Annotated in this window: 14 protein-coding genes; 10 read left to right on the plus strand and 4 right to left on the minus strand. The window is 63.2% G+C overall.

What is annotated here, in order from left to right; genetic code table 11:
• The first annotated feature begins 24 nt into the window (after nt 1-24).
• The 6 genes from CB0101_RS11255 to CB0101_RS11285 all read left to right on the plus strand — a co-directional run bounded on the left by CB0101_RS11255 (nt 25) and on the right by CB0101_RS11285 (nt 3,658).
• A complete protein-coding gene (locus tag CB0101_RS11255; RefSeq protein ID WP_136644097.1) occupies nt 25-780 on the plus strand; it encodes a hypothetical protein in 756 nt (251 codons plus the stop codon).
• A gap of 659 nt (nt 781-1,439) precedes the next feature.
• Nucleotides 1,440-2,126, plus strand: coding sequence for a hypothetical protein (locus CB0101_RS11260; RefSeq protein WP_010311416.1), 687 nt, complete (start codon nt 1,440-1,442; stop codon nt 2,124-2,126).
• Between the two features lie 248 nt (nt 2,127-2,374).
• On the plus strand, nt 2,375-2,623 hold the full coding sequence (locus CB0101_RS11270; RefSeq protein ID WP_246833752.1) for a galactose oxidase: 249 nt from the start codon (nt 2,375-2,377) through the stop codon (nt 2,621-2,623).
• 3 nt (nt 2,624-2,626) lie between these two features.
• Nucleotides 2,627-2,920: a DUF1651 domain-containing protein gene (locus CB0101_RS11275; RefSeq protein WP_136644100.1), complete on the plus strand. Its 294-nt coding sequence runs from the start codon at nt 2,627-2,629 to the stop codon at nt 2,918-2,920.
• 141 nt (nt 2,921-3,061) lie between these two features.
• Nucleotides 3,062-3,319 carry a hypothetical protein gene (locus CB0101_RS11280; RefSeq protein ID WP_136644101.1) on the plus strand — a complete coding sequence of 86 codons (258 nt, stop codon included), beginning with the start codon at nt 3,062-3,064 and terminating at the stop codon, nt 3,317-3,319.
• Between the two features lie 159 nt (nt 3,320-3,478).
• On the plus strand, nt 3,479-3,658 hold the full coding sequence (locus CB0101_RS11285) for a hypothetical protein (protein WP_168187977.1): 180 nt from the start codon (nt 3,479-3,481) through the stop codon (nt 3,656-3,658).
• 551 nt (nt 3,659-4,209) lie between these two features.
• Here the strand turns inward: CB0101_RS11285 and CB0101_RS11290 are convergent.
• The 4 genes from CB0101_RS11290 to CB0101_RS11305 are packed head-to-tail and all read right to left on the minus strand — an operon-like array spanning nt 4,210 to nt 10,179.
• Nucleotides 4,210-5,313, minus strand: coding sequence for a DMT family transporter (locus tag CB0101_RS11290; protein ID WP_010311406.1), 1,104 nt, complete (start codon nt 5,311-5,313; stop codon nt 4,210-4,212).
• The gene (locus CB0101_RS11295) at nt 5,297-6,496 is read right to left on the minus strand and encodes an efflux RND transporter periplasmic adaptor subunit (protein ID WP_010311404.1); all 1,200 of its coding nucleotides are present in this window, start codon (nt 6,494-6,496) and stop codon (nt 5,297-5,299) included. The genes CB0101_RS11290 and CB0101_RS11295 overlap by 17 nt, the downstream gene beginning before the upstream one ends.
• 6 nt (nt 6,497-6,502) lie before the next feature.
• Nucleotides 6,503-9,625, minus strand: a complete 3,123-nt coding sequence (locus CB0101_RS11300) for an efflux RND transporter permease subunit (RefSeq protein WP_010311402.1) — start codon at nt 9,623-9,625, stop codon at nt 6,503-6,505.
• Entirely contained in the window at nt 9,622-10,179 is a 558-nt protein-coding gene (locus CB0101_RS11305) for a hypothetical protein (RefSeq protein ID WP_136644103.1), read from the minus strand. Before CB0101_RS11305 ends, CB0101_RS11300 begins: the two co-directional genes overlap by 4 nt.
• A gap of 102 nt (nt 10,180-10,281) precedes the next feature.
• Here CB0101_RS11305 and rppA point away from each other — a divergent pair, with 102 nt between their 5' ends.
• The 4 genes from rppA (at nt 10,282) to CB0101_RS11325 (ending at nt 13,546) form a co-directional block, all read left to right on the plus strand.
• Nucleotides 10,282-11,004 (plus strand): two-component system response regulator RppA, encoded by a 723-nt coding sequence (gene rppA, locus CB0101_RS11310; RefSeq protein ID WP_010311397.1) that lies wholly within the window; start codon nt 10,282-10,284, stop codon nt 11,002-11,004.
• Nucleotides 11,004-12,284 (plus strand): cell wall metabolism sensor histidine kinase WalK, encoded by a 1,281-nt coding sequence (locus tag CB0101_RS11315; RefSeq protein WP_010311396.1) that lies wholly within the window; start codon nt 11,004-11,006, stop codon nt 12,282-12,284. The genes rppA and CB0101_RS11315 overlap by 1 nt, the downstream gene beginning before the upstream one ends.
• Nucleotides 12,285-12,353: 69 nt before the next feature.
• On the plus strand, nt 12,354-12,800 hold the full coding sequence (locus CB0101_RS11320) for a DUF411 domain-containing protein (protein ID WP_043718101.1): 447 nt from the start codon (nt 12,354-12,356) through the stop codon (nt 12,798-12,800).
• Nucleotides 12,800-13,546 (plus strand): MauE/DoxX family redox-associated membrane protein, encoded by a 747-nt coding sequence (locus CB0101_RS11325; RefSeq protein WP_010311390.1) that lies wholly within the window; start codon nt 12,800-12,802, stop codon nt 13,544-13,546. Before CB0101_RS11320 ends, CB0101_RS11325 begins: the two co-directional genes overlap by 1 nt.
• Nucleotides 13,547-13,583 lie beyond the last annotated feature (37 nt).

A 13,583-nucleotide genomic window follows, 5' to 3' on the forward strand; every position in this document is an offset into this window, starting at 1 on the left:
CTTTATTGGGAATTGCTTGGTAAAATGGGGCTCGCCGCCAGTGTCTATGCGTCAATGCCTCTAAAGCCTCTGGATTATATCTGTGCTGACATTATTAAGATGTGGCTCCGTAAAGCCGCTCAGGGTAAGGGAGGTCGCCTGATCGAGGGTCGAGCCTGGATCAAGCTCTCGGCGGATGACATGCTCGGGTACCTGGAACACCGGGACATTCAGTCGTCTTACAAGCAGGTCCAGCGCTCGCTGAAGAGAATTGCTGATGAAAAGCTTTTCGTTCGGGCGAAGCTGAGTCAGTCGCGATGGGACCACTCCTACTGGTGGAGCCACTGGTGTCCTTCCGCTCGGATCGAGGAGGAGCCAGATGAGAGCAATCAGAAGGACACAGCAAGGTCTATCGACTGCGATCGTCCAGTCCACACGGATGGACATCGGGAGTCCTTTCCCAATACACCCCCTCTAACACCTGCATCCATCTCCACCTCTGGCACAGGGGGCGATTCTTTTTGTGTTGATGAGTTGGGACAGGAGCAGGAGCTAAAGGCCGATCCGCGTGGGGCATCACCCACGCGACTCTCTGGAGATCCTGGAGGCTCTTCTCACGCTGGCGCAGCAGTCATTGTTTCGGGCCTGGAGGACTCCTCAGGGCGCCCCAGGAGCTCCTACGAGAGGGTTCTGGAGCTGGCAGCCCTATACAGGCCTGCTGAGAAGAGCGGTACCACGGTCGTTGAGAGTGGTGGTAGGCGCTACGTAGTCAAAGATGGCCTGTGCGGACCGCTTAGGTGAGTGATGAGCGTTCCTGAACCTATGGGGAAATCGTTGCGTCGGTTGAAGAGATGCCTCATGAGCACAGGTTTTCGATGGAATCATTGCCAGCTTCATTCCCTCGTAGCAGTGTTCGGCTCTTATTCACACTATGAAGCTCTCCGAGTGCGTTCTCCTACTGGCTGAGGAACGGTGCAAACACATCGACCTCACCACACCTTGCGAGTACGACCATAAGCGCGGCCCACGTCGGAAGGGGCAGTGTCACTTTCTGGGCCTAGAAGATGACCTTGGGCACTTGAGGAAGAGCAACGTCGCTAGCGCAGCCTCTGTGAAAATCCTGAAAAGGGGAAGAGGACTTGTACGAACCCTCGACACGCCTGGTTCACTCAGTGCAACGAACCACGAGAGACTGCTACGAGGGCCTGGGTCTCACTGTTTGACGGCTTTGTGGCTTCTGCGGGTCCAGTCGTCGCTCACAACAGACATTTGGGTCAGCCCGACGACGCCAGAGTTCGTCTCACGCCTGAAGAACACGCCGAACTCCACACCCTCTACGAGAGCTTTAGGCTCACGACTGAAGACGGACGCCCACGCCGCGGTTTAAGGCTCCTAAGAGAACACTGGCCAGAACGTCTGAAAAAATTAACGGAGGCCTTCCAGCAACCAGAGCCCTGACCGTGAGAGAGGAACTTCGCCCCTACGAAGGTTCGTACGTCCTCGTGAGAGGGCTACTGAAGGAGGCCACACACCTTGTTGAAAACAGCTGGGACCTCCTCTTCGTCAAGTGTGTGTGGAAGCCAGTCCCTCTTGAGGAGAGCAAGGACACACCTCTCGCTGAGGTCCCCGCTCACACGACCGACCACCTCTGGGTGCGAGTCCCGGTGAAGACGCTCAACGAGTGGCGCCGTGAGAACCCAACCTCCCTGCTCCTCAAACGGCTGGAGAAGGTGTTCCGAGTAGAGCGCTACAGGCGAGCGGACGGCTCTGAGGACTTCGGCCTGGTGCTCCCAGAAGAGCTGGACTGCCGGCTGGTGAGTTCGCTGTACGGACGGCTGAAGGTGTTCCGCCGAGAACATGAGAAGAATCAACTGGGGAGCGGTGCGGAGGTGAACGCCTTCTGGGAGAAGTTGGTTGAGGAGCTACTCGGTAAGTCGGGTGAAGCAGTCCTCCTCTACACCCCACTCGACTCCACACTCTCAACCAACGAGGCGTTCGACAGGTTCAGTAAGGAGCTTGCTGCCTTCTCCAGGACCCTCGTCGTAAAGCAGGAAGCCCGAGTAGGAGTCAGCGTCTTCAAGGAACTCCGAGTGAAGGGAGGGAAAATAAAGAAGAAGCAAGGACCGAAGCCGGGCCGAGGCTTCTAGGTGTTCTGTCTCAGCAGGTTGTCCAGCTGAGCATCGGCAGCAGGGTTGGGACTAGAGGCAGAAGTGATCGGAAGAAGGCGAGCAAAGGGGATGGTGTGAGGCCCAGAAGGGTTCCGACGTCGTCAGCGGGCGTGGCTGACAGAGGCAGTCGATGCCCAAAGAGCCCGAGCCAACCCGCCCAATCCCTGCTAGTACAGGTGTACGCATGGAGAAGATTGATGGCTGCTTCTCGAATCCGGCCCACCGCGGTGACTGCAAGCAGTGACTGCGAGACCTGGCCGTATCTGGACGTGGGCGTCCTGCGCCCCAGCCGGAGCCGCAAGGTCTGCATGACCTGCCATTGGTTCAGGCACCACGCCGGAGCCGAGTGCATCCCGGTGCTCACCTGCCAGCTGCACCGCGGCCAGATCGCCCAGGGCGAACACCTGATCCGCCGCTGCCAGGGCTGGACGGATGACATGGTTCGCCAACGGGGTTGGGCGCCGGAGGCGGGCTGAGGGGTGTTCGTTCAGAAGGGTCAGCGGATTCCGTCGGCTCCGGCTGAGGGCTGGCTGAGTGATGGCCGCCAAGTCCTGCACTTCAAGCCCGCGATCTGGAATCAGTGGCAGCAGGAGCTGGAGATCACCAGCGGCCAGGTGTTGCGGGATCAAGCAGTGCCGTTGCTGCAGCGGCGTGTGCGCCTCAGCCGCGAGCGAGCGGTTGAGCTCTGGCGTCAGCGCCTGGCGGAGGGGTGGAAACCGTGCACGCCGCAATGGCAACCACCGCCACTGCTGGAGCCGAGATGGGGACGCTGAACACGCGACACCTCGTGCACCGCCTAAGCCCGGGCGTTAAGAAACTCATAGCGCGCCATTGAAGAGCATTGGTCACGTTTTAGTTTCGTGCTCCCAAAAATAAGGACTGCAGCCGTTGCTATAGCCAGCTGATCTCCACCAATGGCCTACGCCTCCATAGAAATGCCTCCATTCCAGTTAGCTCCAGGCGAACAGGATCCTCGCTTTCAACTTGATCCAAGCCGTATGCCGCAGCGGCTTGAGCTTGATCTTCCTGAGGAGTTGCTGGAGAAATTGATGAGGCAGGCAGGGCGCAGTCATCGCTCACTGCCAGAACTGATTGAGCACATTCTTTCTCAATCCTGCGTGGAGATTGTCGAGGATGCTCGATCGCATGATGCACCCTCTCTACCTGAATAAAGGCTGCAGACTGCAGCGCTCTGCTGCATCGCTGCCGTAACTCCGATCACCTGTTTGGATCGGGCCACCATGCATCAGATGCGAGACCTTTTGTGAAGCCACAGGCGTGATGGGCTCAACCGGAAAACAAAGTAAAGATTTCAGCTATAGAGGTTGTCCTTGCCCTACGCAAATCCCTCTGACTGTCGCGGAGAGTCGCGATCCAGTCGAGCGAGCAAGCGGATCACCATCACGATCCCTTACAGCACCTTCCGCGACCTTGAAAGCCGCAGCCTTGAGGAGGGTCGCTCGCTGAGCAATCTCGCGGCCTGTCTACTGGAGCGCGCTCTAACCACGTAGACCCAGGCCAGAGGCACAAGCCAAAGACCACCCTGCTCCCACTCGGCCACCAAGGCAATGCGTGTAAATCCCGATTGCCCAGCGCTATGGGCGGGGCGAATCTGTGTGCATCAACCAAGGAGGCGCCCGAATGGACGACACGCCACCCCGCTACCAGCCAGAAGCACGCTGACTGCAGGCCCCTGCTCCAACAGTCTTCACCCAACCGTGGGCGGGTCGTTCAGCCGGGCAAGAGGAAGGTCCTCAACCTGTGCGCCTGACTGATCGACACTCCGTTCGCACCGCTTCAGGTGCCCCAGGAGACCAAACAGCCCACACCTGGAACGTTCGGCCCCAGGCGCCAACGCCAGCAGCTTCGACCATCTACAGCCATTGGAATGTTGATTGGTTCAAGCCCCCGGGCATCGCTCGGGGGTTTTTGATTGAACCTGGCATTAATTCTGAAGACCTCGTTGCATCACGTTTGCAGAGGTAATTCGCGGGGGCTTAGGAATCAAGCAAGCGATCAGCTTCACACCACTGATGACCACAAAAGACTTTGGGAAGCGTACTCATTGGTGCCTGTGACGATGATGTGCGTCGCTCAGGTGGGGATGCTTGTGCTCAAGCTCCTCGTGCTCATGTTCATGGGCATGCCAATACGGCCGATCGTCTGGTTGAGCCCGTTGAGGATCTGAAGGATGGGCGTGGTTGTGATGGGGATCGGGGTCGTTCGGGTCATGGCGGTGGCGATGGTGATGGCGCTGCACCGCGTGGTGATGCCTGTGGCTGTGCTCGTCCCTGAGAAGCAGAACGAAACCGGCGACCATCAGTCCTGCGGCCATCGCCAATGGCAGGGTGAGCGCGTTGCGCAACACCACCACAGAGAAGAGCGCCCCAACGACCGGCACCGTGGCAAAGATCACGGCTTCCCGGGCAGCACCAAGGGCACGCAGTGCCAACAGATCCAGCCAGATCGAGAGGCCATAGCCCAGCGCTCCACTCAGCAGCACCAGAGCCATCTGGGCAGGCGCCGGAAAGCGCTCCCCCAGCGCCCACGCCAGCGCCCACGCCAGCGCGAGCATCGGCAGGGCGGCTCCGATCGCTTTGAAGCTGGCGATCTGCAATGGGTCCCGGAGCGACAACCGTTGGCTGATGTTGTTGTCGATGCCCCAGGCGAGGGTGGCCAGAGCGATTAACGCGGTGCCAGGCCAGGTGCTTCCTGCCAGCGATCCGCTTGAGAGCACGGCGGCGCCGGCGAGGGTGAGCGCAGCGGCATGCAAGCCACGCTGGCCCAGATGTTCCTTGCCGATCACAACAGCAATCAACAAGGTGAACACCGTTTCCAGATTGAGCAGGAGCGAACTGGAGGCAGCGGGCAACAGAGCCAGGCCATGCACCAGGGCTAGAGGGCCGATCACCCCGCCTAGCAAGGTCAACGCCGCCAGAGCCTTCCAATCGCTCGGTTGCACAGGGGATTCCTGCGTCGCCGTGGGCTGCACCAAGCGCAGCGGCCAAAGCACCAAGGCCGCACCGCCATAGAGCAGCCCAGCCAGGCTGAGGGCCGAGCCTGCGTTCGTGAGCGTGCTGATCACTGGAGCACTGCAACCGAACAGCACGGCAGCGATCAGCCCGGCCCACTGGGCTCGCGCCTGCGAATCAGCGTGCAGGCGCATCGCCCTGGAGCAACACAGCCGTGTTGCCACTGAGGATCTGCTCACCGCCCTGTAACCCCTGCACAATCTCCACCCGATCCGATCGGGCTGGCCCGAGCACCACCCGAACCGGCTGGGCCGAGCCGCGCTGATAGCGATAAACCACCGGCTCACCATTCAGCAGTTGCACCGCCTGCCGCGGCACGGTGAATTGCCGCTCGCTCGACGGCACCAGGGCAAAGGCCGTCACCGCTGTGCCAGCGGGGGGTAAAGCCTCTGACACGGGCATGGCGCGCACGATCATCACGCGGTTGGTGCTGGCGGAATCCGGCGCCACGGCCACCACCCGTGCGCGCAACTCCTGGCTTCCTGCTGTCACGCGCAGCACCTGATCGCTTCTCAGGTTGGCGGCCAACAGCGGCGACACCATGAAGCGGAGTTCACGGCCCGATGTATCGGTGATCTCCGCCAGATCACTGCCGGCCTGCAACACCGATCCCGGGGTGGCATCCAGCGCGGCCACCGTGCCGGCGATCGGGCTGCGGATCTGGAGAACACCAGCGCTGGTGGGAGAACCGATGGCCCGGACCCTCGCCTGCGCCGAGCGGGCATCTGTGCTCGCCTTCACGCTGGCGATCCGCCGTGTTTCGAGCTCATGCCAGGCCAGGGCACCCTGGCGTGCCATCGGCAGGGCCCGCTGATACTGCTGCTCCAGCGACTGCGCCGTTGCAGCGGAGCCGTCGGCTTCAGCGCGGATCGCTGCCGCCTCCGGGCTACGCACCTCGGCCAGCACAGTTCCGGCCTGCACCCTTTGTCCCGGAGCCACGAGCAAGCGCATCACCTGGCCCGCCACCGGCATCCCCACCTGGGCGCGTGCACCCACCTGGGCTTCCACAAATCCGGTGATCGGCCGCTCGATGGTGGTGCTCAGTTCAGGCCGGATCAGCGTCAAGCCCGCCTGGCGCAGTTGCTGCTGCGTGAGGGCAATGGTCCGGTTCTCCCCTGAAACCTGGGCTGATTCGGTTTGCGCTGTTGTGCTGTTCGGTGATCGGCTGTGGCGGCCGAGGCCGAAGGCAAGCAGCACAGACGCCCCGAACACGACGGGCAAGGCCACAGCGCGGTTGGCGTTCCACCAGGCCCTGGGAGGGCTGGCATCGAGCTTTCCGGTGAACATGGCGATCGTTCGCAGAAGGGTGTTGGCCATAGCGGATCAGAGGTCTGAAGAGAGCGATGACAGCTGCGGCGTGGGGAGCAACCAGCGACCGAAACGGGCATAGAGAGCCGGGATCACCAGCAGGGTGAGAGCGGTGGAGGTGATCAGGCCGCCGAGCAGCACCACCGCCAGCGGCTGGAGGATTTCACTACCGGCGCCAAAGGCCACAGCCAGAGGAAGCGTTCCCAGAGCCGAGGACAGCGCCGTCATCAAGATGGCGTTGAGACGCTCCAGGCTTCCCTCCTCAATCACGGTGTGCACGGGCTGACCAGCGGCATGGCGGCGGTTGTAGTTGTCCACCAGCAGCAATCCATTGCGCACGGCCACACCAAATAACGTGATGAAGCCGATCAGCGATGCCACCGACAACACCGCTCCGCTGAGCAGCACCGCCACCACACCACCCACCAGTGCCAGCGGCAGGTTGAGCATGATCGCAACAGTGGCGGGCAGTGATTTCACGGCCGTGATCATCAACAACGTGATCACCACGGCCGCCACCAGGCTGTAGAGCACCAGGCTGCCTGTGGCACGTTCTTCTGATTCGAACTGACCGCCATAGCGGATCGCGTAGCCCTGCGGCAGGCGAACCTCGCGAGCCACGGCACGCTGGATATCGCGCACCACCGAACCCAGAGCGCGACCGCTCACGTTGGCGGAAACAACGATCAGGCGGGAGACATCTTCCCGGTTGACGATGTTGTTGCCGAGACCTTCCTCCACCCAGGCCACGCTGCCTAGGGGCACGGTCATACCATTGGAGAAGGCCACTGGCAGGGCGCGGATGGCGTCGAGACTGCTGCGGCTGGCGGCATTGAGCTGCACGAGCACATCGCTGCGCACGCCGGCTTCCACAACGTGGCCCGCCACCTTGCCGTTGAGAGCGATCTCCACGGCCTGGGCTAAGTCCTCGATGCTCAGCCCGAGGGCAGCCGCCAGGGGGCGGTCGTAGTGGATCTGGATCTGGGGGATGGGCAGTTGCGGCTCAAGCTGCAGATCCACCACCCCCTCAATCGGCTCCACCACCTTCACCACGGCTTCGCCGAGGCGCCGCAACTCCGCCAGATCGGTGCCGTAGATCTTGATGGCGATGGCGCTGCGCACACCGGAGAGCACCTCATCCATGCGGTGCGAGATGAAGCCACCGATGTTCGGGGCCACACCGGGAATCTTCAGGAAGGCCTTGCGCAGTTCCGCAATCGCGGCGGGCCTGTTGTCCATCGCTTTGGCGCTCAGCTCCACATCCACGTGGGCCAGGTTCACCCCGGCTCCGTCGGCATCGCCGGGGGCGCGGCCGGTGCGCAGCTGCACCCACTCCACAAGCGGGCTGTCCTGCAGCGAGCGCGTCAGCGCCAGGCCGGCGCGATTGGTCATCTCCAGCGACACACCTGGATAGAGCACCATCGAATTCACCAGCGACTGCTCGCGGAACTCCGGCAGGAACACCCGGCCCAGGCTGGGCAGGATCAGCGCGGTGCCCACCACCAGGCTCAGGGCGATCGCGAGCAGGCGCTGCGGTTGCGCCAGGGCCATCGCCAGCCAGGGCCGATAGATCCGCTCGCAGCGGTTGGCGATCCAGGTGTTCTCGGGGGGCAGTTGCACCGGCGCCAGCAAAATGGCGCAGAGAGCTGGCGAGAGCGTCACCGCCACCAGGGTGGAGGCACCGATCGAGAAGAGATAGGCCAGGCCCATCGGCGCAAAGATGCGGCCCTCCACCCCCGTGAGCGAGAAGATCGGGGCAAACACCACCGCGATGATCAGGGTGGAGAACAGCACCGGCTGACGCACCTCCACCGAGGTGTCGAACACCACCTGCAGCGGCGACCGTGGTGTGGGACTGCTCTGATTGCGGCGCAGACCGCGGTAGCAGTTCTCCATGTCGACGATCGAGTCGTCGACCACCGAGCCGATCGCCACCACCAAACCGCCCAGGGTCATGGTGTTGAGGCCCAGGCCGAAGGCCTTCATCAACATCAGGCCAACCAACAGCGATAGGGGAATGGCGCTGAGGGTGATCACGGCGGCGCGCCAGTTCATCAGAAAAGCCACGATCACCAGCGACACGATCACAATCCCGAGCAACAGCGATTCGCTCACATTGCGCAGCGCGGTGTCGATGAAATTGCTCTGCCGGAAGGTGCGCCTCACCCGTACATCCGTCGGCAGGGTGCGATTGAGTTCAGCGATGCGCTGCTCCACCGCACGGGTGACCGTTGGCGTATCCACATCCGGCTGCTTGATCACCATCAGCACCACCGCCGGTTGACCGTTGAAACTGGCGTCCCCCCGCTTCAAAGCCGGTCTTCGCTTGACTTCCGCCAGGGTGGAGAGGAGCACAGGTCGGCCCTGCTGATCGGTCACCGCTACATCCGCCAGATCGCTTGTCTGCTGGATCTGAGCCAGAGGCCGGATCAGGCGCTCCTGGCCGCCGCCCACCAGGAAGCCTCCCGGGCTGGTGGACATCGCTGCCGAGACCCCCTGCATCACCGCCTTGAGGCTGACCCCTTTCACCTGCAGTTCCTGCGGATCAAGGAGCACCTGATGCTGCGCTTCCTCACCGCCGTAGACGGTGATCTGCGCCACCCCAGGCACCGCCAGGATCGGGTTGCGATAGGAGCGCAGCACCAGCTGGTGCAGATCCATCAGCGACGTGGTGCCGCCGGGTTCCACCGTGAAGGCGTACTGAAGGATCGTGCCCAGGGGTGACACCAACGGGGAGATCTCCGGCGCAGCGGCATTAGCCGGCAACTGGGCCTCCACCTGCTGCATCCGCTCGGACACCGATTGGCGAGCCCGGTAGATGTCGGCGTTCTGGTTGAACACCACCTGCACCATGGAGAGCCCCGCCTTGGAGGAGGAGCGCACGGTCTCCACGCCGGCGATGCCATTCAGCGCCGATTCCACCGGCAGGGTGATGCGCGTTTCCACCTCCTCCGGCGACAGGCCGTCAGCTGTGATCTGCACATCCACCTGCGGTGGGGCGAACTGCGGGAACACATCCAGCGGCATCTGGCGGAGCATCACCAGGCCAGCAAGGCTGACCACCACGGCGGCCACCACCACCAGCCAGCGGCGGGCGATGGAGAAGCGCAGGGTGGTGTTGAGCAGCGTTTCGATCATTCGCCCTGCTGCTTGCGGCGCAGGGTGAGCGCAGCCCCGGCAGCCACCACGGCCGCTGCTCCAACACCAACACCGATGAGGGGCGCCTTGTTGTTGGTCTGATCAGCTGGGCGATCGGCGCTGGCCTCAGCGGGGGAGGGCTCAGCCTGCTGCGTTTTCTTCGATTCGGCATACAGCGAGAGGGCTCCGTTCACCACCACGTCGTCGGTGGGATCGAGGCCCTCGGTGATCACGATCTGATCGCCAAGGGTGGGACCGGTCTGAACGAAGACCGGGTCGTAGGTGGTGGCCGTTTTCACGAACACCAAAGGCTTGCCATCGGCATCCACCACGGCGCTGCTGGGCAGGCTCAGCCCATCGGCACCTGACTGCGGCTTGGCCGTGGTCACGCCCAACAGAGCATCGGCCTCCGTGTTGGCCTTCACCTGGCGCACATCCCCCTGCTGCTGGAATTCATCCCCATGGCCCACGTGGGACCAGGCAGGGGCCGTCAGCAGCAACGCCGTGGAGGCGACCAGAGCGGCGGCACTCCCTTGAACAATTCGTTGTATCAAGGCTGGACAGAACAACACTGCGCGGAGGATGGCGCAGGCGCGATGAAAAACAGATGAAATCGGCTGCCCCACCTAGCCTCTGGGCGATCTGAGCCGCGCCCCATGCCCCTGCGGATCCTGTTGGTGGAAGACGAGCCGGATCTCGCTGAAGCCCTGGTCGCCCTTCTGGAGCAGCAGGGCCATGTGGTGGACCACTGCAGCGATGGCCTCTCCGCCTGGACTTTGCTCAGTGGTGATCTGGCGCGTTACGACCTGGCGCTTGTGGACTGGATGCTGCCGCAGCTCAGTGGTGTTGAGCTCTGCCGGCGCCTGCGCGCCGCAGGCTTCACCGTGCCTGTGTTGTTGTTGACGGCCCGCGATGGCACCGCCGACCGGGTGGAAGGACTCGATGCCGGAGCGGACGACTACCTGAGCAAGCCGTTCGCCATGGAGGAACTGCTCGCCCGGGTGCGTGCCTTGCAGCGCCGCCATCCGGGCTATCGCGAACCACAGCTGCAGGTTGGCAGCTACCGCCTGGATCCCTCCCGCAGCGAGCTGACGGTTCAGGCGGCAACTGGCGCGGTACGTGTGCCGCTCTCGGCCAAGGAATTGCAGCTGCTCACCTATTTCATGGAGCACTCCGGAGACATCCTCAGCGGTTCGCGCTTGCGCAACCAGCTCTGGGACCTGCATCAGGACCCGGTGAGCAATGTGGTGGCTGCGCAGGTGCGGCTGTTGCGCCGCAAGCTCGCCGATCACGGTCTGCCATCGCCGATCACCACCGTGCCCTCCCGCGGCTATCGCTTTGATCCAGCCGCCACGGGCAGCGCCTTGCAGCCGACCTGATGGCAGGGCTTGAGCACAACTTGATCCGGCGTGCACGCCTGCGGCTGGCGGGACTCTCCCTGCTCGTGATGGGGAGCATCCTTTATGCCGCGGGATTCTCGATGGGCCGGCTGTTGCTGCAGGCCCAGGAGCAAGCCCTGCAGAGCGAGCTGGTCAACCTGGCCGGCACCTTGCACGACAGCCTCAAGCCCGTGCTCCCTCCGCCCTCGGCAGGAACCACCTCACTGGCCAATGTGCTGCCCGGGCTCTGCCTGGCGGATAGCCCCTGCCCTTCGCCTACGACCTTGATCGAGCGCCATGCGCTCGGCGTCACCGATCCTGAACGTTTTCAGCTGCAGATCCTCAACGGTGAGGGAGAGGTCGTGGCCGCATCCCCCCCATCTCGGGAGACAACCCCCGGTTCGCTGATGCTCACCACCAGCGTTGTGCTGCACCGCTCCCATGGCGATCAGGAGCAGGACTGGGGCAGTTTGCGCCTCAGCCGCAGCCTCGCTGGCCTGGAGGCAGAGGCACGACGCCTGTGGTGGCTCGGCCACGGGGTGTTTGCGCTCGCGTTGGTGGTGATCGCGCTTGCGAGCTGGTGGCTGGCCGGCCAGGCGATGGCACCGTTGATCGAGGCCTACCGGCGTCAGGAGCAATTCAGCGCGGACGTGGCCCATGAGCTGCGCACGCCCCTGGCCAACCTGCTCGCTGTCGCCGAGGCCCAACGTGCCCAACCGGGAATCGAGCGGGTTCTGGCTCAGGGCCAACGGCTGCAGCAGCTGATCGCCGATCTCCTGCTGTTGGCCAGCCTGGAGCGGCCCGGCGCCAAGACACCGATGCAGCTCTGCGACCTTGCTGAGATCACAGCGGATGTTGTGGAGGACTGGTCCGAGATCGCGGTGTCATCCGAGCAGGCCGTGTCGATGGCGCATGAAGCAGAGACCACCACGCTGCGCGGAACCGAGCGGGAACTGAGCCGGCTGCTGATCAATCTGATCAGCAATGCGTTGCAGCACTCACCCTGTGGTGGAACGGTTGATGTGCGCCTGCAGAGCCAGGGCCGCTGGTTGGCTCTGAGCGTTCGCGATCAGGGCCCCGGCATTCCGCTGGAGGATCAACAGCGGATCTTCGATCGCTTCACACGCCTGCAACCGGATCGCTCGCGTCAGAACGGTGGCAGCGGCCTGGGGCTGGCCATCGCCCAGGCCATCGCCCATCGCCATGGGGGAGAGATCCGCGTGGCGTCAGAACCGGGGCACGGGGCCACATTCACGGCACTGCTGCCAGCGGCAGGCTGAATCAAGCCAATCACCTTGACTCTCCACCTGCTGGAGACACTACGGTTGAAGGAGCTGCCTGATTCCGTGATGCGCACGCTCGCCCTGGCCCTCGCTCTGACGGGCCTCTCCGTCGCAGCCGCCGCACAGAGTTATGCCGCAGAGGTAGTGGCGGCCTACCGCTCCGCCAGCTGCGGTTGTTGCAAGGGCTGGCTCGATCACATCAGGAAAGCCGGCTTCACGTTGCAGGACCACGTCGTGAACAACCTCACGGTGATCAAGCAGCGCTATGGCGTTCCCGCCACCCTCAGCTCCTGCCACACCGCCACGATCAACGGCTATGTCATTGAGGGCCATGTACCGGTGTCGGCGATCCAGAAGCTGCTCAAGGAGCGCCCCAAGGTGGCTGGCATCGCTGTGCCCGGCATGCCCCTGGGCTCACCCGGTATGGAGTCGACGCTGCGGCGGGAGACCTACACCGTGTTCACCTTCACCAAAACAGGGGTGATCAAGCCGTTTCAGACGGTGAAGGGTTGATGGAGCAGACCCCGATCAGCGACGCAGCTCTGCGCGATGTGCGGCTCTACCGAATGGACACGGCTGATCACGCCTGCCCGTGGGGGCTGCGGGCGGTGGCCCTGCTGCAGAGCCAGGGCATTGCGTTTGAGGACCACCGCCTGCGCAGCCCTGAGGAGGTGGAGGCGTTTAAACGCACCCACGGTGTGAGCACCACCCCGCAGGTGTTCAGCGGTTCAGAACGAATCGGGGGTTACAGCGATCTGGCGGCACGGCTGGGGGGTCGGGCCGAGCGAGCAGACGTGAGCTACACACCGGTGATTGTCGTGTTTGCCACCGCGGCCTTGATGGCCCTTGCCCTTGGCGTGGGTGTGCGCGGCTTCATGGGCCTGGCCATCGCTCTGCTGGCCATGCTCAAGCTGATGGATGTGCCCGCATTTGCCGCCAGCTTCCTCAAGTACGACCTGCTCAGCCAGCGCTGGCGAGCCTGGAGTCGGCTCTACCCAGGCATCGAACTATTGGTGGGGCTGGGCATGCTCACGCCGCCGTCACCCTTCGGTCTGGATGGGCTGGTGGGAGCGGTGGCGGTGTTGTTGGGCGGGATGGGGATGGTGTCGGTAGGAAAGGCGGTGTTCATCGATCACCTCGCCCTCAACTGCGCCTGCGTGGGCGGCAACACGCGCACACCGCTTGGCGTGGTGAGTTTTGCCGAAAATCTGATCATGACTCTGATGGGTGCGGCGATGCTCGGGATGTTCTGGGGATAGAGGATTCCAGTTGATCGGTCGTTGATGGAACACAGCC

The sequence above is a fragment of the Synechococcus sp. CB0101 genome, assembly GCF_000179235.2.
Classification (GTDB): domain Bacteria; phylum Cyanobacteriota; class Cyanobacteriia; order PCC-6307; family Cyanobiaceae; genus Vulcanococcus.

What these genes read in the sequence shown, in the direction of transcription:
- CB0101_RS11255 (WP_136644097.1), top strand. Translation starts at nt 25, where the DNA reads ATGGGGCTCGCCGCCAGTGTCTATGCGTCAATGCCTCTAAAGCCTCTG.
- CB0101_RS11280 (WP_136644101.1), top strand. Translation starts at nt 3,062, where the DNA reads ATGGCCTACGCCTCCATAGAAATGCCTCCATTCCAGTTAGCTCCAGGC.
- CB0101_RS11290 (WP_010311406.1), bottom strand. Translation starts at nt 5,313, where the DNA reads ATGCGCCTGCACGCTGATTCGCAGGCGCGAGCCCAGTGGGCCGGGCTG.
- CB0101_RS11295 (WP_010311404.1), bottom strand. Translation starts at nt 6,496, where the DNA reads ATGGCCAACACCCTTCTGCGAACGATCGCCATGTTCACCGGAAAGCTC.
- CB0101_RS11300 (WP_010311402.1), bottom strand. Translation starts at nt 9,625, where the DNA reads ATGATCGAAACGCTGCTCAACACCACCCTGCGCTTCTCCATCGCCCGC.
- rppA (WP_010311397.1), top strand. Translation starts at nt 10,282, where the DNA reads ATGCCCCTGCGGATCCTGTTGGTGGAAGACGAGCCGGATCTCGCTGAA.
- CB0101_RS11315 (WP_010311396.1), top strand. Translation starts at nt 11,004, where the DNA reads ATGGCAGGGCTTGAGCACAACTTGATCCGGCGTGCACGCCTGCGGCTG.
- CB0101_RS11320 (WP_043718101.1), top strand. Translation starts at nt 12,354, where the DNA reads ATGCGCACGCTCGCCCTGGCCCTCGCTCTGACGGGCCTCTCCGTCGCA.
- CB0101_RS11325 (WP_010311390.1), top strand. Translation starts at nt 12,800, where the DNA reads ATGGAGCAGACCCCGATCAGCGACGCAGCTCTGCGCGATGTGCGGCTC.